This is a genomic window from Stenotrophomonas maltophilia (assembly GCF_001274595.1).
GTDB classification, from domain to species: Bacteria; Pseudomonadota; Gammaproteobacteria; order Xanthomonadales; family Xanthomonadaceae; genus Stenotrophomonas; species Stenotrophomonas forensis.
This window is the reverse complement of the sequence record NZ_CP011010.1, coordinates 3175775-3195630: the sequence shown is the minus strand read 5'-3', so window position 1 is coordinate 3195630 and position 19856 is coordinate 3175775. Positions and strand designations below refer to the sequence as shown.

Here is a 19856-nt window from a genome sequence, read left to right as displayed (position 1 = left end):
AAACCACGTTTTTCGTGGTTTTTTCAGCCTGCACCTTGTAAACGATTTCAGATCATTGGACGTTATGCTTTCCCATCGATCAGACCACCGGAGGAACCGCGCCATGCAGGCACGCCATCTGTTGTCCGCCGCAGCGTTGAGCCTGGCCGTGGCCGCCTGCCAGCCGGCCCAGCAGGAGCCTGCCAAGCCGCGGCCGCCGGTGATCCTGATCGAGGCCGATGCACCGCCGCGGCCGATGAAGCCGGAGCTGCCGCCGCTGTTCGACGACATCGAGCGCCGCACCTTCCAGTTCTTCTGGGACACCACCAACGAGATCAACGGCCTGACCCCGGACCGCTATCCGTCGCGGCCGTTCGCCAGCATCGCCTCGGTCGGCTTCGCGCTGACCGCCTATCCGATCGGCATCGAGAACGGCTGGGTCAGCCGCAACCAGGCGATCGACCGCACCCTGACCACGCTGAAGTTCTTCCGCGACGTGCCGATGGGCCCGCAGCGCACCGGCAAGGCCGGCTACAAGGGCTTCTACTACCACTTCCTGGACATGCAGGAAGGCCGTCGCTACGACAGCTGGGTCGAGCTTTCGTCGGTGGATACCGCGTTGCTGATGATGGGCGTGCTGTTCGCGCAGTCGTACTACGATGGCGACGATCCGCGCGAGAAGGAAATCCGCCAGATCGCCGACACGCTGTACAGGAAGATCGACTGGCCGTGGCTGCAGCAGCGTGCACCGCTGATCTCGATGGGCTGGTTCCCCGAGAGCGGCTTCATCGACCACGACTGGATGGGCTACAACGAGGCGATGATGGTCTACATCCTTGCTTTAGGCTCGCCGACGCACCCGGTCAGCCCGGATGCCTGGACGGTATGGACGCGGACCTACGACAACGACTGGGGTGTCTACCAGGGCCAGGAATACCTGTCCTTCGGCCCGCTGTTCGGCCACCAGTACAGCCACGTCTGGATCGACTTCCGCGACATCCAGGACGCGTACATGCGCGAGCGCGGCAGCACCTATTTCCTCAACAGCCGTTCGGCCGCGCTGGCCCAGCGCGAGTACGCCATCGCCAACCCGATGCAGTGGAAGGACTATGGCGAGAACGTGTGGGGCCTGACCGCCAGCGACGGCCCGCAGAACACCACCCAGGAATACCGCGGCGAGCAGCGCCAGTTCCGCCATTACTCTTCGCGCGGCGCCGGCCTGCGCGAGAACTTCGATGACGGCACCATCGCCCCGACCGCCGCGATCGCGTCGGTGGTGTTCGCGCCCGAGCAGGTGATCCCGGCCACGCTGGAGATGCACAAGCGCTATGGCGACTACATCTATTCCAGCTACGGTTTCCTGGATTCGTTCAATCCCAGCTTCAACTACGACATTCCGATCAAGACCGGCCGCCTGGTGCCGGATCGTGGCTGGGTCGCCAGCGACTACATCGCCATCGACCAGGGCCCGATCCTGACCATGATCGCCAACTACCGGAATGATTTCGTGTGGGAAGTGATGAAGAAGAACCCGTACATCCGCAAGGGGCTGGAACGGGCCGGGTTCAGTGGTGGCTGGCTGGCGCCGGAAGGCTCGTTCCAGCCGCTGGAACTGCAGAAGGACGAAAAGGCCGCGGCGGCACGCGCGGTGGGTATCGCCGAATCACGCGCGGCTGCCGCGCAGGAACAGAAGAACAATGCCAACCGCACCACAGGCCAGGGCAAGTAACCCGATGCCGAACTGGATCGACCGCCTGCGCCGCTGGGCGCTGCCTGCCTTGGCCGCACTGGCCGTGGCCGGCTGCGCCCGCACCGAGCCGGGCACCACCACCGTGCGTTTCTGGGCGATGGGCCGCGAGGCCGAAGTAGTCAGCGAGCTGATCCACGAGTTCGAGGCCGAGAACCCCGGCATCAAGGTGGATGTGCAGAACATTCCCTGGACCGCCGCGCACGAGAAACTGTTGACGGCGTTCGCCGCCGACGGCCTGCCGGATGTATGCCAGCTCGGCAACACCTGGGTGCCCGAGTTCGCCGAACTCGACGCGCTGACGCCGCTGCAGCCGTTCGTGCAGCGTTCGTCCGTGGTGGACCCGAAGGACTATTTCCAGGGCATCTGGGATACCAACGTGATCCATGGCGAGCTGGTCGGCGTGCCGTGGTATGTCGATACCCGCCTGATCTACTACCGCAAGGACCTGCTGGCCAAGGCCGGCTACGACCATCCGCCGCGCACCTGGCAGGAGTGGGACGAGCAGATGGCCGCGATCAAGAAGATGCAGGGGCCGAACCGCTACGCGGTACTGATGCCGATCAACGAGTTCGAGCAGCAGCTGTCGCTGGCGCTGCAGCAGCCCGACCCGCTGCTGCGCGACGATGACACCCGAGGCAATTTCGCCAGCCCGGGGTTCCGCCGCACGCTGGCCTTCTACGCCAACATGTTCGAGCAGGGCTGGGCGCCGAAGATGTCCGAGACGCAGATTTCCAACGTCTGGGACGAGTTCTTCCGGGGCTTCAACGTGTTCTACATCTCCGGCCCCTGGAACATCCGCGAGTTCAAGAAGCTGCAGCCGAAGGAGCTGGAAGGGCAGTGGGGCACCGCCGCATTGCCGGGGCCGGACGGCCCCGGGGCCGGCATTGCCGGTGGCACCAGCCTGGTGATCTTCCGCAAGTCGCAGCAGAAGGAGGCCTCGTGGAAGCTGATCGAGTTCCTGTCGCGGCCGGAAATCCAGGCGCGCTTCCACTCGATCATCGGTGACCTGCCGCCGCGCCGCAGTACCTGGAATGCGCCGTCGCTGGCCAACGATCCGCTGGCGGTTGCGTTCCGTGACCAGTTGGAGCGGGTCAAGCCGACGCCGAAGGTGCTCGAGTGGGAGCGCATCGTGCAGGAAATGCGCATCGTCACCGAAAAGGTGGTGCGCGGTGGCCTGCCGCAGGACAAGGCGGTGGAAGAGCTGGACCAGCGCGTGGACAAGGTGTTGGCCAAGCGCCGCTGGATGCATGAACAACAACGCCTGCAGCAGCGTGCGCCGTCGCCGCAATCGAGCAGTGCCGTGGCCGCCGGGAGCGCGCAATGAAACGTACTTCACTTGCCGGCTGGATCTTCGCCGGCCCTTCGCTGATCGTGCTGGGCGTGTTCTTCGGCCTGCCGGTGGCCTCGGCGCTGGCGCTGAGCGTGACCGACTTCGACCTCTACGCGCTGGCTGACAGCAGCAACCTGCGCTTCGTCGGCCTGGGCAACTACATCGATCTGCTGCAGACACCGATGTTCTGGAAGTCGTTGTGGAACACCACCTACTTCGTGCTGATCGGCGTGCCGTTGTCGATCGGCGTGTCGCTGGGCGCGGCGATGCTGCTCAATGCACCGGCCGCGCGCTTCAAGGCGCTGTTCCGCACCGCGCTGTTCGCCCCGGTGGTGACCACACTGGTGGCGGTGGCAGTGATCTGGCGCTACCTGTTCCATACCAGTTACGGGCTGGTGAACTACGGCCTGGGCCATCTGGGCATCAGCCCGATCGACTGGCTGGGCGATCCCAACTGGGCGATGCCGACCATCATGCTGTTCGCGGTGTGGAAGAACTTCGGCTACAACATGGTGATCTTCCTGGCCGGCCTGCAGGCGATCCCGCATGACCTGTACGAGGCCGCGCGCATCGACGGCGCCTCACGCTGGAAGCAGTTCCTGCACATCACCCTGCCGATGCTCGGCCCGGTGCTGCTGGTGGTCGGGGTGATTACCGTGTCCGGCTACTTCCAGCTGTTCGCCGAGCCGTACGTGATGACCCGTGGCGACCCGCTGCAGAGCACCGTCAGCGTGCTGTATTTCATGTTCGAGGAAGGCTTCAAGTGGTGGAACCTGGGACGCGCCTCCGCAGTGGCGTTCCTGCTGTTCCTGATCATCCTGGCGGTGACCACCGTGATGCTGCGTTTCGGCCGCAAGAGGCAGTTGGTATGAGTCGTGAGATCGGCCAGTCGCGCTGGTACCCGTGGATGATCAATGGTGCGTTGCTGGTGCTGGCCCTGGTCAGCCTGGCGCCGCTGCTGTGGATGGTGTCGGTGTCGTTCATGCCGCAGGGCGAGGCCAGCCATTTCCCGCCGCCGCTGCTGCCTTCGAGCATCACCACGCACAACTACCATGAGCTGTTCGCGCGCACCGGCATGGGCGGCAACTTCGCCAACAGCCTGCTGGTGTCGCTGGGCATCACCATCGGTTCGCTGCTGCTCAACACCATGGCCGGCTATGCCTTCGCCAAGCTGAACTTCGTCGGCCGCGAGCGCCTGTTCCAGGTGCTGATGGCCGCGCTGGTGATCCCGGCGCAGGTGGCGATGCTGCCGCTGTTCCTGCTGATGAAGCAGCTGGGCCTGGTCAACAGTTTCGGCGGCGTGATCGTGCCGGCGCTGGTCAGCGTGTTCGGCATTTTCCTGGTGCGGCAGTACGCGCGTTCGATCCCGGACGAGCTGCTGGAAGCGGCGCGCATCGACGGGGCAGGGGAGCTGCGCATCTTCTTCCAGATCGTTCTGCCGATGCTCAAGCCGGTGCTGGTGACCCTGGCGATCTTCACTTTCATGGGTGCGTGGAACGATTTCATGTGGCCGTTGATCGTGTTGACCGACCAGGAGCACTACACTTTGCCGGTGGCACTGGCCACCCTCTCGCGCGAACACATCATGGACGTGGAAATGATGATGGCCGGCGCGGTGGTCACCGTGGTCCCGGTGCTGGCGCTGTTCCTGGTGCTGCAGCGGTACTACATCCAAGGTCTGTTGCTGGGGAGCGTCAAAGGATGAAGCGAGCGATCGCCGTTGGACTGGGCCTGTTGTGGACCTCCCTGGCGATCGCCGCGCCGCCGGCGCTGCCGGCACCGAAAGTGCTGGACGATTTCGACGATATCGGCGCCTGGAAACTGGTCCTGTCCGACCAGGTCAGTGGTTCGTTGCGCCCGGTCAGTGGTGCCGGTGGTGGCCGCGCGCTGTGCCTCGACTACGATTTCCACAAGGTCTCCGGCTACGTCGGCATCCGTCGCGCGCTCAACATCGAGTACCCAGTCAACTATCGCTTCGGCTTCCAGCTGCGCGGTGATTCGCCGGGCAATGACCTGCAGTTCAAGCTGATCGACGCCAGCGGTGACAACGTGTGGTGGGTCAACCGCCCCGGCTACAGCTTCCCCAAGGCGTGGACGCCGGTCGAGTACCGCCGCCGGCAGATCGACAAGGCGTGGGGGCCGTCGCCCGAGAAGGAGATGGCGCGCAGTGCCGCGGTCGAGTTCACGATCTACAGCAAGGTCGGCGGCCGGGGCACGGTGTGTTTCGACAGGCTGACCCTGCAGGGCCTGCCGCCGCAGGATGATTCAGCGCTGGTGCCATCGGTGATCGCCGATACCGCCACCGCGCTGCAGGACCGCATGATCGACGGCAAGAGCGATACGTTCTGGATCAGCGGGGGCGTCAAGCAGCAGACCATCAGCCTGGACCTGCACAAGAGCCGCGAGATCGGCGGTGCGGTGATCGACTGGCTGCCGGACCTGGAAGCGCGCCGCTATACCGTGCGCACCTCGGAGGACGGCCGCGACTGGCGCACCGTACGCGAAGTGACCAGTGGTGCCGGTGGCCGCGACTGGCTGGCGTTGCCGGATACTGACGCACGCTACGTGCGCTTCGACCTGCAGGACGGCCCGAACTGGCGCTACGGCATCCGCGATATCGCGCTCAAGCCGCTGGCCTTCGCTGCCACTCCGAATGCGTTCCTGTCGTCGGTGGCTGCCGACCTGCCGCGCGGTGCGTTGCCGCGCGCCTATGTCGGTGAACAGCCGTACTGGACCCTGCTGGGCCTCGATGGCGGCCAGGAGCAGGCGCTGATCAGCGAAGACGGCGCACTGGAGCCGGCCAAGGGCAGCTTCAGCATCGAACCGTTCATCCGGCTCGATGGCAAGCTGCTGGACTGGTCGAAAGTGGCCATCACCCAGTCGCTGCAGGACCACTATCTGCCGATCGCCAACGTCGACTGGGTACACGAGAAGGTCGGCCTGGCCGTGACCAGCTTCGTGCAGGGCACGCCGGAGCGCGCGCAGCTGATCGGCCGCTACCGGCTGAGCAATCCGGACAAGGTCGCGCACGAGTACACCCTGGCACTGGCGATCCGCCCTTGGCAGGTCAACCCGCCGACCCAGTTCCTCAACACCGTCGGCGGCTTCAGCCGCATCGATGAGCTGGATGTCGGCGAACAGCTGGTGCGCGTCAACGGCGAGCCGCGCATCTACCCGCTGCAGGTGCCGGACGCGCGCTTCGCCAGCACGTTCGACGGCAAGCTCGATGCGATGCATCTGGCCAGCGGCAAGTACCCGGCCACCACGGCGGTGAAGGACAGCACCGGCATGGCGTCGGGCGCGCTGATGTATACGATCAAGCTGGAGCCCGGCCAGAGCCGCGAAGTGGCGGTGGTGTTGCCGCAGACCGGTGGCTGGGCGCCCAGAGCGCTGGATGTGGCCAAGGCCCAGGCACAGGTGGCCGAGCAGTGGCGACAGAAGCTGGGCGTGGTCTCGCTGCAGGTGCCGGCAGCCGGCCAGGCGCTGGTCGACACCCTGCGTACCGCGGTGGCGCACATGCTGATCTCGCGCGTTGGGCCGCGCCTGCAGCCGGGTACGCGTTCCTACGCGCGCAGCTGGATCCGCGATGGCGCGATGATTTCCGAAGGCCTGCTGCGCATGGGCCGCAGCGACGCCGTGCGCGACTACATCAACTGGTATGCGCCGTACCAGTTCGAGAACGGCAAGGTGCCGTGCTGCGTCGACGCGCGCGGCAGCGACCCGGTGCCGGAGAACGACAGCCATGGTGAGCTGATCTACAGCATTGCCGAATATGGGCGCTATACCGGCGACAGCACCTTCGTCGAACTGATGTGGCCGCACGTGCAGGGCGCCTATACCTACATGGAACAACTGCGCGCCAGCGAGCGCACCGAGGAAAACCGGGCGCGCAACCCGGCCTTCTACGGCATGATGCCGGCCTCGATCAGCCACGAAGGCTATTCGGCCAAGCCGATGCATTCGTACTGGGACAACTTCTGGGCACTGCGCGGTTACAAGGACGCTGCGCTGCTGGCGACCCAGCTGGGCAAGCTCGAGGCGATGCAGATCGCCGAATCGCGCGACCAGTTCCGCGATGACCTGCAGGCGTCGTTGCTGTCTGCGATGCAGCAGCACAACATCGATTACCTGCCGGGCTCGGCCGAGCTGGGCGATTTCGATGCGACCTCGACCACCATCGCGCTGGCCCCTGGCGGTGAGCAGGGCCGCCTGCCGCAGCAGGCGCTGGAAGCAACCTTCGAGCGCTACTGGAAGGAATTCGTGGCCCGCCGCGATGGCAAGCGCGAGTGGAAGGATTACACCCCGTACGAGTGGCGCAACGTGGCCGCGTTCGTGCGCCTGGGCTGGCGCGACCGTGCCTGGCAGGCCACCGGGTTCTTCTTCAATGACCGTGCGCCGCAGGCCTGGAACCAATGGGCGGAAGTGGTGTCACGCACGCCGCGCAAGCCGTTCTTCGTCGGTGACCTGCCGCACGCCTGGGTCGCCTCGGACTTCGTGCGCTCGGCGCTGGACATGTTCGCCTACAACCGCGACATGGACGACGCACTGGTGCTGGCCGCCGGCGTGCCCGCCGCGTGGCTGCAGGGCGAGGGCATCGCCGTGCAGGGCCTGCGCACGCCGCAGGGCCAGCTGAACTACCGCCTGCAGCGCAGTGACAAGCAGCTGGTGCTGGAGCTGCAGCAGGGCCTGGTACCGCCGGTGGGCGGCGTGGTGCTGCCCTGGCCGTACAGCGGTGATCCGGGCGATGCCACCGTCAACGGTGAAGCGGTTGAGTGGATCAACAAGGAACTGCACGTGCACCAGTTGCCGGCGCGGGTCGAGATCGACGTGCCGAGCGCGGTGCGCCGCGCCGAACGCAAGGGACAGTAACGATGAAGCTGCAGCGGGCGAAGGTACGCACGTCGGTGCGTGCCCTGGGGCTGGCGATTGCAATGGCACTGCCGGGCATGGTGATGGCGGTCGAGCCTGCAGCCACCGCCGCGTCGGCTGAGGTGGCCAATGCGCCCGGCATGAGCATGGTCACCTTCAACCTGCATCACGACCGCGAAGACTGGCCGAGTCGTCGCCGCACCATCCTGGCCGAGCTCAAGCGCCTGCAGCCGGATGCGGTTGCCCTGCAGGAGGTGATCCAGCGCCGCAACGTGCGGAACCAGGCGCAGTGGCTGGCCAGCCAACTCGGCTACACGTACGTGTTCGTGTCCACCGATCCGGTCGGGGCACCCAAGCGCTACGGCAATGCGCTGCTGACCCGCCGTCCGATCCTGGCTCGCGGCGATCACCTGCTGCAGCCGCTGGATGACTACCGTACCGTCGCCCATCTGCGCATCGATGTCGATGGAACGCCGGTGAATGTCTACGCCACGCACCTCAACGAGCGCAGCGACGAGCGTGGCCAGGGCATCCGCCGCAGCCAGGTGGAAGACCTGCTGCGCTTCATCAGTGACACCTCGGCCGGTGCGCCGGTGGTGATCGCGGGCGACTTCAATGCACTGGTGGATGCCGGCGACCTGAGTGCGCTGCGCAGCCGTTACGGTGACAGCTTTGGCAGCGTGCACGTCAATACGGACCTGGCCGGGGTCAGCACCTTGAACCGGCACTATTACCAGGCGCCCTCGCGGATCGACCACATCTTCTTCCAGCAGGACGAGATGGTCGCGCGCGAGGCAAAGCTGCTGTTCGACCAGCCCGACGACAGCGGTCGCTGGGCCTCGGATCATTACGGCGTGTGGACCCGCCTGCAGTTCGCGCCGAAACCCTGAGATAGACCCGCTCTGGTAGGTGCCAACCTTGGTTGGCACCGGCGTGCCCGCGTGCATTCAATCAACGGTGCCAACCAAGGTTGGCCTCTACCAAGGCGAAGCCAGCGCCAATCACACAAACAAAAACGGCGGGGATCATCGATCCCCGCCGTTTCGATTCACACGATCAGGAGGCGATCAGTGCGCCGGCGGCGTGCGCTTGGCGGTCTCTTCGTCTTCTTCGTCAGCCTTGGCTTCGGCAGCCTGGGCCGCAGCGTCGGTGTGGCCATCGGCAACCGGGTCAATCGACGGTGCCACCACTGCCTCGGCGACCGGGGCAGCGGCTTCCACCGGAGCGGCCTCGACCGCCACCGGGGCGACCGGCTGTTCGGCGATCGGCGCGGTCTCGACGACCGGCGTGGCTTCAATCGCCACAGCGGCGTCCACCACCGGAGTGGTCTCCACCACCGGGGCAGCCTCAACGGCCGCCGGCTGGGCTTCCGCCACCGGGGAAGCGTCAACAACCTCCGGCTTCGATTCCACCACCGGCGCTGCCTCGGCCACGACCGGCTTCGTCTCAACAGCCGGGGCAGCTTCAACGACCGGGGCAGCCTCGACCACCGCCTGCGTTGCTTCCGTCACCGGGGTCGCAACGGCCGCCGGCTGCACCGGCGTCGCAGCGTCGATGGCATCGAGCATGCTGGTCTGTACCGGCGACGGTGCCGGTTCGGCCTTGACCGTAGCTTCGACCGGAGCCTTCGCTTCGGCCACGACCGGCGCAGCGGCTTCGACCACGGCGCTGCTCACCACCGCGACCGGCGCGGCGACAACGGCAGCAGCGGCGCGAGCCGGCTTTGCGGCGTCGGTAGCGGCGGGCTCGACTTCATCATCGAAGTCGAACTCCGGCTGCGAACGAGCCGGCTGCGCAGCAGCGACCGGCGCGGTGCCGGCAGTGCTGTCAGCGGTCGGCTCGGCGACATCAGTGTCATCGCCGTCGTCACCGTCGTCCTGGTCATCGCCCAGAACGTCGCTGCCGGCAGCGTTCTCGGCGCCACCGCGACGACGGCGACGGCCACCGCGACGGCCGCGACGACGGCGGGTCGCGCCTTCGCCGGCCTGGTCACCGTTGGCGTCGGTTGCAGCCTCTTCACCAGCGACCGCAACCACCTCGGCCTCGCTGGCCGCATTGGCAGCGGTCTCGACCGGTGCTGCGGCGTCCACCGGAGCGGTGGACACCGGGACGACCGGCGCCACCGGTGCAGTCGCTTCCTGCGCAGTCACCACGTTGGCGGCGACCGCCGAGGCGGCCACGGCGGCAGCCGCAGTCACGGTTTCGGTCGAGACCTCGGCGGCGTTGCGCTGCGGCTTCTCGGCCGGCTTGTCACCGTCCTGCTGCGGGCGCGGCTGCTTCGGCTGCTTCAGCTTCGGCTGCTGCGGGTTCTGGCCCTGCTGCTCGTTGCGCGGCTTGTTCTGCTGCTGCGGCTGCTGGCCATCCTTCTGCTGCGGCTCCTTCTGCTTGCCCTGCTGCGGCTGCTGCTGGGCATTGCTGTTGTTACCGTTGCGGCCGTCCTTGCGCTGCTCACCGCGGTCCTTGCGGTTGCCGCCGTCCTTCTGCTGCTGTGCGTTGCCGTTGCCGCCGTTGCCACGGTTGTCGTCGCGACGGTCCTTGCGGTCCTTGTTGCGATCCTTGTTGCGGTCCTTGCGGCCGCCGTCCTGCTGCTGGCGCGCCGCCGGAGCCGCCGGCGCCGGTGCGGGGGCCGGTTCGCCACCGAACACGCGCTTGAGCCAACCGATCACGCCACCGCTCGGAGCCTGCGCCACCGGCGCGGCCACCACCGGAGCCGGAGCGGCCGCGGCCGGCTCCACTTCCTCGCGCACCGGGGCGGGGGAGGTGTGCTTGACCTGGGTCACCGCCGGCGGCGGGATGTTCAGCTGGCCCTTGGTCAGGGCGTGCACCGGCAGCTTGCGCGGGGTGCCGCGCTGGTAGCTGGGCTTGTTGCTCTCTTCGCCCAGCTCGTTCTCGCGCAGGCGGGTCACGGTGTAGTGCGGGGTGTGCAGCTGCTCGTCGGCGACGATCACGATCGGCGCTTCGTGGCGCTGCTCGATCTCGCGCAGGGCGCTGCGCTTTTCGTTCAGCAGGTAATTGGCGATCTCCACCGGGGCCTGGACCAGCACCTGCCCGGTGTTCTCCTTCATCGCATGCTCTTCGGCAACGCGGATGATCGACAGCGACAGCGACTCGACGCTGCGCATGCGGCCGTGGCCGTCGCAACGCGGGCAGACGATCTGGCTGGACTCGCCCAGGCTCGGACGCAGGCGCTGGCGGCTCATTTCCAGCAGGCCGAAGCGCGAGATGCGGCCGACCTGCACGCGCGCGCGGTCGTACTTCAGCGCGTTGGCCAGGCGGTTCTCGACCTCGCGCTGGTGCTTGTTGGAGGCCATGTCGATGAAATCAATTACCACCAGGCCGCCGAGGTCGCGCAGGCGCAGCTGGCGGGCCACTTCCTCGGCCGCTTCCAGGTTGGTCTGGAACGCGGTGTCCTCGATGTCGCTGCCCTTGGTGGCGCGCGAGGAGTTGACGTCGACCGCGGTCAGCGCTTCGGTCTGGTCGACCACGATCGAGCCACCCGACGGCAGGCGCACGTTGCGCTCGTAGGCGCCTTCGATCTGCGACTCGATCTGGAAGCGGTTGAACAGCGGGATGTCGTCCTTGTAGTGCTTGAGCTTGCGCAGGGTCTGCGGCATCACCTGCTGCATGAACTCGCGGGCGTGCTCGTACATCTCCTCGGTGTCGACCAGGATCTCGCCGATGTCGGCGCGCAGGTAGTCACGCAGGGCGCGCACGATCAGGCGCGATTCCTGGTAGATCAGGAACGGGGCCGGTTTGCTCAGCGCGGCCTCGGCGATGGCACGCCAGACGTTGAGCAGGTAGTCCAGATCCCACTGCAGCTCTTCGGCATCGCGGCCGACGCCGGCGGTGCGGATGATCACGCCCATGTCGTCGGGGATGTTCAGCTTGTCCAGGGCGTCCTTCAGCGCGGCCCGGTCTTCGCCTTCGATGCGACGGGAGACACCGCCCGCGCTCGGCGAGTTCGGCATCAGCACCATGTAGCGGCCGGCCAGCGAGATGAACGTGGTCAGGGCGGCGCCCTTGTTGCCGCGCTCTTCCTTGTCCACCTGGACGACGATTTCCTGGCCTTCCCGCAGCAGCTCACGGATGCCGGCCTTGTTGTGGTCGACACCGGCCTGGAAGTAGTCGCGGGAGATTTCCTTCAGCGGCAGGAAGCCATGGCGGCCACCACCGTATTCGACGAAGGCCGCTTCCAGCGAGGGCTCGATGCGGAAGATCCGGCCCTTGTAGATGTTGGACTTCTTCTGTTCCTTCGACGGCTGTTCGATGTCGATGTCATACAACGACTGGCCATCCACGATGGCAACACGCAGCTCTTCAGCCTGCGTGGCGTTGATCAGCATTCGCTTCATTGTTGCGTTCCTCGCAAGCGGCTACCGCGCGGAACGCCATGGGGTTTCGCCTCTGGACACGGCTCGCCGCCCATTCGCGCAAGCGCGGGGAGGGCGGCTTGGGTTTCCAGCGCTACGACACCACGGCAGGCCGCGGGAGCGCTTCACTCTTATGGGTTTTTGGGTGTTGCAGGGCCGCAGGCAGCTGTCAGCCAGGCTGGAGCGCCACGCGGGACATGTTCAGCACGGTTGCGTGTCAGGCATCCGGCGATGGCCGGGAAGGCCGGTGAGCCGCTAACATGGCCGCCCCGCGGGCGGTGGTCGCGCACTGTGCCGGATTCGTCGGAAGCTGGGCTTCTGGCCCTGAGTAACTTCCAACGAAATCAATCCCTTATCTCGCCCCCCGAGTGTAACAGAATAAACAGCCTGATGACCGCCCAAGACCCCACCAAGCCCGCTGGCGACAAGCCTTCCGTGCGCATGATCACCGTTCCCGCCGACCGCGCCGGCCAGCGCCTGGACAACTTCCTGCTCGGCCAGCTGAAAGGCGCCCCGCGCAGCCTGGTCTACAAGCTGGTGCGCAGCGGACAGGTGCGGGTGAACGGCGGCCGGGCCAAGGCCGAACGCAAGCTGGAGGCCGGAGACGAGGTGCGTGTGCCACCGGTTCGTCTCACCGAAGAGGGAGACAAGGCCGGTCCGCCGGAGGCGTTCATGCGTCGGCTGGAGCAGGCCATCGTCTTCGAGGACGCCCGCCTGCTGGCCCTGAACAAGCCCACCGGCGTGGCCAGCCACGGCGGCAGCGGCATCAGTTTCGGCGCCATCGAGACCCTGCGTGCGCTGCGCCCGGGGCAGACCCTGGAGCTGGTCCACCGGTTGGATCGCGACACATCGGGCCTGCTGATCGTGGCCAAGAAGCGCTCGGCGCTGAGCGAGCTGCAGGCGCTGCTGCGTGAAGACCACGGCGCCGGCATCCGCAAGCGCTACCTGACCCTGCTGACCGGGCGCATGCCCGACGGCGTGATGACGGTCGATGCGCCGCTGCACGTGGGCCTGCGCCAGGGCGGCGAGCGCCATGTGCAGGTCAACGCGATCGGCAAGGAGTCGATCAGCCACTTCCGCGTGCTCGAGCGTCGCGGCGGGCATTCGTACTGCGAGGTCCGCATCGAGACCGGCCGCACGCACCAGATCCGCGTGCATGCCCAGCACCTGGGGCACCCGGTGGCCGGTGACGACAAGTACGGCGATCCGGTCGTCAACAAGCGGCTTCGTGAGCAGATCGGGCTGAAGCGCCTGTTCCTGCATGCGGCGTCGCTGGAGTTCGCACTGGACGACGGCAAGAGCCCGTACGTGCTGAACGCGCCGCTGGCCGATGAGCTGGTCGAGGCGCTGGATCGGCTGAAGTAGGCAGGACAGGCAGCGCGCCGTATCCCCTTGTAGAGTCGAGCTTGCTCGACTGCTGTTCGGTCGAGGAATGTCAGTCGAGCAAGCTCGACTCTACGGGGCGGGCCTGGAATTGCTCACCACTTGAACAGCACCAGGCTGATTGCCAGCGTGCCCATGCCCGCCACCAGCCCGTACACGGTTTCGTGGCCCTTGGCATAGCGCTTGGCCGCCGGCAGCAGTTCATCCAGGGCCAGGAACACCATCACGCCGGCAATCAGCCCGAACACCCAGCCGAAGGTGGCGTGCGACAGCGATCCGGACAGCAGCCAGTAGCCCAGCGCCGCGCCCACCGGCTCGGCCAGGCCCGACAGCAGACTGGCGCTGAACGCGTAGAACTTGTTCTGGGTGGCGAAGTACACCGGCACCGCGATCGCGATGCCCTCGGGGATGTTGTGGATGGCGATGGCGAAGGCCAGCGGCATGCCCACCGATGGGCTCTCCAGGGTCGCGAAGAACGTTGCCAGCCCTTCCGGGAAGTTGTGTGCGGTGATGGCGATCGAGGTCAGCAGGGCGACGCGCTTCAGGTACTCGCGGCTGTTCTCGCGGAATGCCGGGTCCTGCTTGTCCAGGCTGTCATGCGGGTTGGGAATGAAATGGTCGATCAGTACGATCACGATCACGCCCAGCAGGAACGCCAGGGTGCCGTAGGTGAAGCCGGTGCGCTCGCCATAGGCCAGCGCGAAGGACGCAATGGACTTGTTGAGGATCTCCGACAGCGACACGTAGACCATGGCACCGCCGGCGAAGGCCAGCCCGAAGGCCAGCAGGCGCGGATTGGGCCGGCGCGAGAACAGCACCAGCAGGCTGCCGATGGCGGTGGCCAGACCGGCCGCGAGGGTGACCGCGAGCGCGATCCAGACGTTTTCCGGGGGAATCTGCAGCATGTACCGACGCGATCCTGGTCAACAGACAACCGCCCTGGGCAAGGCCGGGGCGGCGAGGGCGAGGCGGGCGTCGGCTTGCCTCGTCGGGGCGCGCGCGATCAACCGCCGCGGCGCAAGCGTTCTTCGATGGCGAAGCACTGGTCCGGCTTCGGCTGCGGTGGGTTGAAGCTGACCGGCACCTGGATGGTGGCCGGCACCGGCTGGCCGTTGCGGGTGGCGGCGTTGAACTGCCAGCCCTGCACGGCGGCCTTGGCCAGCTCGTCCAGCTGCGGGTTGCCGGCGCCGGTCAGCAGGACGACCTCGCTGGGCTTGCCGTCGGTACCGATGGTGACCTTGAAGGTGCTGGTGCCGCCCACGCCCATGCAGGCCAGTTCCAGCGGGTACTGCGGCGGCGGCGTCTTCACCGCGGCCACTTCGGTCGGCGGCGGCGGTGGCGGTGCCGGCGGTTCGGACGCGCCGCAGCCGGCCAGGCCGGTCGCAGCGAACAGGGACAGGCTCAGCAGGCGTACGTTCATGGCAGTTGCTCCGTCAGGGCCGAAGTCTTTGCCGCGCAGATGAAGTCGTTCTCGCTCAGGCCGCCCACATCGTGGGTGGAGAAGCGCACGACCGCGCGGTCGTAGTGCACGCCCAGGTCCGGATGGTGGTCCTCGCGGTGGGCGATCCAGGCCAGCGCGTTCACGAAGGCCATGGTGGCGTAGTAATCCTTGAAGCGGAAGGTGCGCGACAGGGCCTGGCCGCCCTCGCTCAGCTCCCAGCCGGGAACCTGCGGCAGCAGTTCGGCCAGGCGGGCTTCGCCAAGCTTGTGGTCGCTGCCTTTGCGCGGCACGCAACGGGCCTGGGCCAGTGGAATCAGGTCGGCCATGGGAATCTCCACCTCGTGTTGACTGAACAATGCGCCGGACGGTGTATAAACCGAATGAGCGGCTGACGCTTACTTGGCTAGAATAGCCTGATGATCCAGATCTCCGACACTGCCCAGACCCATTTCCGCAAGTTGATCGAACGCGAGGGCGTGCCCGGCATGGGCGTGCGCCTCAGCGCGGTCGATCCCGGTACCCCGCGCGCCGATGCCCGGCTGGAATTCGCCGAACCGACCGATCTGCTCGGCGACGAGTGGGCGGTGGACTGCGATGGTTTCACCCTCTATGTCGATGCCAGCAGCGTCGGCTGGCTCGATGGCGCCGAGATCGACATCGTCGCCGGCACCGCCGGTGCCCAGCAGCTGACTATCAAGGCGCCGCGCATCAAGGGCGAAGCGCCCGGCGATGCCGCCTCGCTGGTCGAGCGCGTGCATTGGGTGGTCGAGAACGAAATCAATCCGCAGCTGGCCTCGCATGGCGGCAAGGTGGCCGTGCAGGAAGTCTCGGCCGACGGCGTGGTGCTGCTGCGCTTCGGTGGTGGCTGCCAGGGCTGCGGCATGGCCGACGTGACCCTCAAGCAGGGCATCGAGAAGACCCTGATGGGCCGCGTGCCGGGCGTGACCGCTGTACGTGACGCGACCGACCACGACAGTGGCCACGCGCCGTACATCCCTCGCGGCAACGCCGCCTGATCGCTGACGCGTGCCTCTGACCCGGGCCGAGCAGCTCATCGACCTGCTGCTGGCGCGCCAGCAGCCCGGGGCCGTCCTCGAGAAAACCACGCGCCTGCCCTATGGCTGGGCGCTGTGGCTGCGCTCGCTCGGTCCATTGCCGCGGCCGCTGCATGCCGGCGAGATCATCGCGGTGCTGTTGCCGCGTCCGTTGCCCGGGCCACCCGGGCAATCACCGCGTTTGTCCCCGTGGCAGGCGCTGCGCCGGTTGTTCTGGCAGGACTGGGATGCCGCACCGCGCGATCAGCGCTGGATGCGCTGGACCTCGGCTCTGGTCAGCGCGCTGTTGCATCTGCTGTTCTTCGTGCTGCTGCTGTGGGTGGCGGTGATCCGCACCACGGCGCCGGAGGAAGAGGGCGCTGAAGGCGAGCGCGTGCAGGTGGAATTCGTCGGCCGCGCTACCCAGGAAGGCGGTGGCGACCAGCCGGGCGCCGAAGCCGCTGCCGCCGCGCCGGCCGGGCAGGTGGCGGCCGGCCGCGAGGCGGGAGCCGCCAGCGCACCGCAACCGCGTCCCGCCGCAGCGTCGGCGCCTGCGCCCATGCCGGCGCCGGCAGCCACCGCCAGCGTGCCTGCGCCGCCGGCTGAAGCCGAACCCGCGCCGGTCGCGGCACCGCCGCCGTCGCCGGTGCAGGCCACCGACGTGGCCGAGGCCAGCTCCGACTTCGTGGTGCCGCCGGTCAGCGTGCCGCGTACCGAGGTCAGCATCGTGCCGCGCGACACCACACCCACGGTGCGCGAGCGCAGCGTGCAGCCGTTGCAGGCGCCCCCTGTGCCGACGCCGCTGCATGCACCGGCCGTTGCGGTGCGCACGCCGCAGTTGCGTGACATCCAGGTACAGGAGCGCGAAGTCAGTACGGTCGACGCCCCGGTGGCGCCGCAGCCGCTGCGCACCGCGGATGTGCAGGTACGCGTTCCGCAACAGGATCTGCAGGTGCGCGAACGCGAGGTGCAGGCCGTGGTCGATCCGCAGGTGCGGATGGCGGCCGTGGCCGGCCGTGAGCCGACCGTACATGCGCCGGCGGGCCGTGACGTACAGGTGCGCGAACGCGAAGTCGCCTCGGCACCAGCGGCGGCGCCATCACTTTCCAGTGGCAGTGCCCCCGCGGCAACTGCTGCGCCTGCGGCCAGCAACAGCGCGGCGCAGGCCAGCAGCACGACGGCGCGCACGTCGGCATCCAGTACCGCACCGGCCCAGGCCGGCGCGCGCCCGGCACCCGATCCGGGCAACTGGGCCACGCCTGCCAAGGGCGATGACTGGGGTGCATCCAGCCGCAACCGCGACGGTGCCAGCAGTGGCGCGCGGCAGGCCAGTACTTCCGGCAAGGGCAGTGGTCTGTTCAATGCCGATGGCAGCGTGCGGGTGCCGGGGCAGGAGGGCGACGGGCACGCCGAACGGGGCGCACCGGGTGGTGCCAACGATGGCTGGACCAAGGAGCGCATCGCTCAGTCCGGCACCTGGTTGAAGCGGCCGCCGTACGACTACACGCCTACCTCGTTCGACAAGTACTGGGTGCCGCAGGAATCGCTGCTGGCCGAGTGGGTGCGCAAGGGCATAAAGTCGATGGAGATTCCGTTGCCGGGCACCGGCACGAAGATCTCCTGCGTGATCTCGATCCTGCAGGCCGGTGGTGGCTGTGGCCTGACCAACCCGAACATGCAGGACCAGCCAGCGGTGGCGCGTCCGCCGCCGGACATCCCGTTCAAGAAAGAGTTGCAGGAAGATAACGGGAGCCGCTAGGCAGGGGGCCGCGCCCCGCACGCTGGCCGGCTCGCGCTTTGGTAGGTGCCAACCTTGGTTGGCACAGAAACGCCGACCAAGGTCGGCATCTACCGGAGCACGCATGCCGACCAAGGTCGGCATCCACCAGGGCAGTGACCTCACGCGCTCTGCGACAGGAACACCCAGAACGGCACGTCACGGCCGACCCAGTCGCGGCTGGTTTCGTCCATCACCTCCAGCAGGGTGTCGAAGTCCTTCTGCGTGGCGGCACGCAGTGCATCGACGTCGGCCAGGAACAGTGCATAGCCGTTGGCCGGCAGCCATTGCAGGTCGCGCAGGTTGTCCGACAGAGCATCCCAGTTGCCGCCGAAGCCTGCCGGGAAATCCAGCTGCGCGGCCAGTCGTGCCAGCAGGGTGCGCTTGTCGGCCACGCCTTCCAGATCGATGCGGATCACCTTCAGGCCGGCATCGCGCATCGCCGCGGCCAGCGCGTCGATGTCGTCGCTGTCGATGGCGTAGACGCCGGCATTGTTGATGTCATGCAGGCCGAGGCCGAAATCATCGTGGCTCATCACTGCGCTCCCTGGGCCGGTACGGTGAAGCTGCGGAACGATTCATAGTGGTCGTCGGTGTAGTACCACGCCTCCGGCGGGTCGCCACCGGTGACGATGCGGCGCGTGCCACGGGTGCGTGCGCCAGGCGTGTCGACGGTGTACTCGCGGTAGTAGCCGCGCGCGCGCTGCGGCAACTGCTGCTCGCGGTTGCCGAAGGTGCTGCCGTCCTGGCGGTGCGGGAACGGGCCACCGCGCTGTATCAGCGCGATGGTCTGGCGCGCCTCGGCGGGCAGGAACGCGGGCAACCCGCCATCGGCGCGGGCTGCCGGCGTGGCCGGGGCCTGCGCGGCAGGCGCGCCCTGCAGTTCGGGCGCGAACTGCGGCGCTGGCGCACGCTGCATGAAGTGGTTGGCGACCAGGCCGAGCAGCAGCAGGGCGATGGCGGTGATCAGCAGCCGGGGGTTGCGCATGGGCACGGGCAGGCGAGGGCGAGGCACGCACTGTAACGCCTGTGCGCTGCACGGGGCATGAGGAACGCGCGCGTCACCGCTGCGTAACAATTGCCGGCATGCTCACCGGCAGGACGCAATTTCCTTTACATCCCCCTTGGTAATCTCGCGGTCTGTCCCCATCATTCACCGCGCACCGCCCGACACCGTCGGGTGCCCTCGCAATCAGGAGATGCATCATGGCCTACACCCTGCCCAAGCTGTCCTACGCCTACGACGCGCTGGAACCGCATATCGATGCGGCGACGATGGAAATCCATCACACCAAGCATCACCAGACCTACATCAACAACGTCAACGCGGCGCTGGAAGGCACCGAGTACGCTGACCTGCCGGTCGAAGAGCTGGTGAAGAAGCTCAAGTCGCTGCCGGAGAACCTGCAGGGCCCGGTGCGCAACAACGGGGGGGGCCATGCCAACCACTCGCTGTTCTGGACCGTGATGGCGCCGAACGCGGGTGGCAACCCGGTGGGCGACGTGGCCAAGGCGATCGACAAGGACCTGGGTGGCTTCGACAAGTTCAAGGATGCCTTCACCAAGGCTGCGCTGACCCGTTTCGGCAGCGGCTGGGCATGGCTGAGCGTCACCCCGGACAAGAAGGTCGTGGTCGAGAGCACCGGCAACCAGGACAGCCCGCTGATGGAAGGCAACACCCCCATCCTCGGCCTGGATGTGTGGGAACACGCGTACTACCTGAAGTACCAGAACCGCCGTCCGGAATACATCGGCGCGTTCTTCAACGTCATCGACTGGAACGAAGTCGAGCGTCGCTACCAGGAAGCGATCGCCTGATCGCGGTGACGGGATGAACGGAAAAGGCCGGGGGAGACCCCGGCCTTTTTTGTTGCAGGATTCATTCGGTAGTGCCGGCCGCTGGCCGGCAATCGTGTGGTACCC

Annotated in this window: 16 protein-coding genes; 10 read left to right on the top strand and 6 right to left on the bottom strand. The window is 67.1% G+C overall.

Annotated elements, in window-relative coordinates:
- The first annotated feature begins 103 nt into the window (after positions 1-103).
- The 6 genes from VN11_RS14670 to VN11_RS14645 are packed head-to-tail and all read left to right on the top strand — an operon-like array spanning position 104 to position 8818.
- A complete protein-coding gene (locus VN11_RS14670) occupies positions 104-1708 on the top strand; it encodes a glucoamylase family protein (protein ID WP_053450284.1) in 1605 nt (534 codons plus the stop codon).
- 4 nt (positions 1709-1712) lie between these two features.
- Positions 1713-3053, top strand: a complete 1341-nt coding sequence (locus tag VN11_RS14665; protein ID WP_053450283.1) for a sugar ABC transporter substrate-binding protein — start codon at positions 1713-1715, stop codon at positions 3051-3053.
- The gene (locus tag VN11_RS14660) at positions 3050-3931 is read left to right on the top strand and encodes a carbohydrate ABC transporter permease (RefSeq protein WP_005410323.1); all 882 of its coding nucleotides are present in this window, start codon (positions 3050-3052) and stop codon (positions 3929-3931) included. The genes VN11_RS14665 and VN11_RS14660 overlap by 4 nt, the downstream gene beginning before the upstream one ends.
- Complete coding sequence (locus VN11_RS14655) at positions 3928-4764, top strand: carbohydrate ABC transporter permease (RefSeq protein WP_053450282.1); 837 nt, start codon at positions 3928-3930, stop codon at positions 4762-4764. The genes VN11_RS14660 and VN11_RS14655 overlap by 4 nt, the downstream gene beginning before the upstream one ends.
- Positions 4761-7928, top strand: coding sequence for a discoidin domain-containing protein (locus tag VN11_RS14650; protein WP_053450281.1), 3168 nt, complete (start codon positions 4761-4763; stop codon positions 7926-7928). Before VN11_RS14655 ends, VN11_RS14650 begins: the two co-directional genes overlap by 4 nt.
- A gap of 2 nt (positions 7929-7930) precedes the next feature.
- Entirely contained in the window at positions 7931-8818 is an 888-nt protein-coding gene (locus VN11_RS14645; protein ID WP_053450280.1) for an endonuclease/exonuclease/phosphatase family protein, read from the top strand.
- Positions 8819-8995: 177 nt separating this feature from the next.
- Here the strand turns inward: VN11_RS14645 and rne are convergent, their stop codons facing one another.
- The gene (gene rne / locus VN11_RS14640; RefSeq protein WP_053450279.1) at positions 8996-12280 is read right to left on the bottom strand and encodes a ribonuclease E; all 3285 of its coding nucleotides are present in this window, start codon (positions 12278-12280) and stop codon (positions 8996-8998) included.
- A gap of 408 nt (positions 12281-12688) precedes the next feature.
- On the opposite strand from rne, the gene VN11_RS14635 reads away from it, so the two are divergent.
- Positions 12689-13663 (top strand): RluA family pseudouridine synthase, encoded by a 975-nt coding sequence (locus tag VN11_RS14635; RefSeq protein WP_040007401.1) that lies wholly within the window; start codon positions 12689-12691, stop codon positions 13661-13663.
- A gap of 113 nt (positions 13664-13776) precedes the next feature.
- Here the strand turns inward: VN11_RS14635 and zupT are convergent, their stop codons facing one another.
- From zupT to VN11_RS14620, 3 genes are all read right to left on the bottom strand, one after another.
- Complete coding sequence (gene zupT, locus VN11_RS14630) at positions 13777-14586, bottom strand: zinc transporter ZupT (RefSeq protein WP_006456115.1); 810 nt, start codon at positions 14584-14586, stop codon at positions 13777-13779.
- Positions 14587-14684: 98 nt separating this feature from the next.
- Entirely contained in the window at positions 14685-15101 is a 417-nt protein-coding gene (locus tag VN11_RS14625) for an energy transducer TonB (RefSeq protein WP_053450278.1), read from the bottom strand.
- On the bottom strand, positions 15098-15448 hold the full coding sequence (locus VN11_RS14620) for a 4a-hydroxytetrahydrobiopterin dehydratase (protein ID WP_049466833.1): 351 nt from the start codon (positions 15446-15448) through the stop codon (positions 15098-15100). Before VN11_RS14620 ends, VN11_RS14625 begins: the two co-directional genes overlap by 4 nt.
- A 90-nt stretch (positions 15449-15538) precedes the next feature.
- Between VN11_RS14620 and VN11_RS14615 the strand changes: the two genes are divergently transcribed.
- Positions 15539-16138, top strand: a complete 600-nt coding sequence (locus VN11_RS14615) for an NfuA family Fe-S biogenesis protein (protein WP_006456023.1) — start codon at positions 15539-15541, stop codon at positions 16136-16138.
- A 10-nt stretch (positions 16139-16148) separates the two neighbouring features.
- Complete coding sequence (locus VN11_RS14610) at positions 16149-17915, top strand: hypothetical protein (protein WP_053450277.1); 1767 nt, start codon at positions 16149-16151, stop codon at positions 17913-17915.
- Between the two features lie 140 nt (positions 17916-18055).
- Here the strand turns inward: VN11_RS14610 and VN11_RS14605 are convergent, their stop codons facing one another.
- Positions 18056-18469 (bottom strand): barstar family protein, encoded by a 414-nt coding sequence (locus VN11_RS14605; protein ID WP_053450276.1) that lies wholly within the window; start codon positions 18467-18469, stop codon positions 18056-18058.
- The gene (locus VN11_RS14600; RefSeq protein ID WP_053450275.1) at positions 18469-18921 is read right to left on the bottom strand and encodes a ribonuclease domain-containing protein; all 453 of its coding nucleotides are present in this window, start codon (positions 18919-18921) and stop codon (positions 18469-18471) included. The genes VN11_RS14605 and VN11_RS14600 overlap by 1 nt, the downstream gene beginning before the upstream one ends.
- 218 nt (positions 18922-19139) lie before the next feature.
- Here VN11_RS14600 and VN11_RS14595 point away from each other — a divergent pair, with 218 nt between their 5' ends.
- Entirely contained in the window at positions 19140-19751 is a 612-nt protein-coding gene (locus VN11_RS14595) for a superoxide dismutase (protein WP_005410310.1), read from the top strand.
- Positions 19752-19856: the final 105 nt, after the last annotated feature.

Excerpts from the sequence above, each read along its gene's own strand:
- VN11_RS14670 (WP_053450284.1), top strand. The coding sequence starts at position 104 with ATGCAGGCACGCCATCTGTTGTCCGCCGCAGCGTTGAGCCTGGCCGTG.
- VN11_RS14665 (WP_053450283.1), top strand. The coding sequence starts at position 1,713 with ATGCCGAACTGGATCGACCGCCTGCGCCGCTGGGCGCTGCCTGCCTTG.
- VN11_RS14660 (WP_005410323.1), top strand. The coding sequence starts at position 3,050 with ATGAAACGTACTTCACTTGCCGGCTGGATCTTCGCCGGCCCTTCGCTG.
- VN11_RS14655 (WP_053450282.1), top strand. The coding sequence starts at position 3,928 with ATGAGTCGTGAGATCGGCCAGTCGCGCTGGTACCCGTGGATGATCAAT.
- VN11_RS14650 (WP_053450281.1), top strand. The coding sequence starts at position 4,761 with ATGAAGCGAGCGATCGCCGTTGGACTGGGCCTGTTGTGGACCTCCCTG.
- VN11_RS14645 (WP_053450280.1), top strand. The coding sequence starts at position 7,931 with ATGAAGCTGCAGCGGGCGAAGGTACGCACGTCGGTGCGTGCCCTGGGG.
- rne (WP_053450279.1), bottom strand. The coding sequence starts at position 12,280 with ATGAAGCGAATGCTGATCAACGCCACGCAGGCTGAAGAGCTGCGTGTT.
- VN11_RS14635 (WP_040007401.1), top strand. The coding sequence starts at position 12,689 with ATGACCGCCCAAGACCCCACCAAGCCCGCTGGCGACAAGCCTTCCGTG.
- zupT (WP_006456115.1), bottom strand. The coding sequence starts at position 14,586 with ATGCTGCAGATTCCCCCGGAAAACGTCTGGATCGCGCTCGCGGTCACC.
- VN11_RS14625 (WP_053450278.1), bottom strand. The coding sequence starts at position 15,101 with ATGAACGTACGCCTGCTGAGCCTGTCCCTGTTCGCTGCGACCGGCCTG.
- VN11_RS14620 (WP_049466833.1), bottom strand. The coding sequence starts at position 15,448 with ATGGCCGACCTGATTCCACTGGCCCAGGCCCGTTGCGTGCCGCGCAAA.
- VN11_RS14615 (WP_006456023.1), top strand. The coding sequence starts at position 15,539 with ATGATCCAGATCTCCGACACTGCCCAGACCCATTTCCGCAAGTTGATC.
- VN11_RS14605 (WP_053450276.1), bottom strand. The coding sequence starts at position 18,469 with ATGAGCCACGATGATTTCGGCCTCGGCCTGCATGACATCAACAATGCC.
- VN11_RS14600 (WP_053450275.1), bottom strand. The coding sequence starts at position 18,921 with ATGCGCAACCCCCGGCTGCTGATCACCGCCATCGCCCTGCTGCTGCTC.
- VN11_RS14595 (WP_005410310.1), top strand. The coding sequence starts at position 19,140 with ATGGCCTACACCCTGCCCAAGCTGTCCTACGCCTACGACGCGCTGGAA.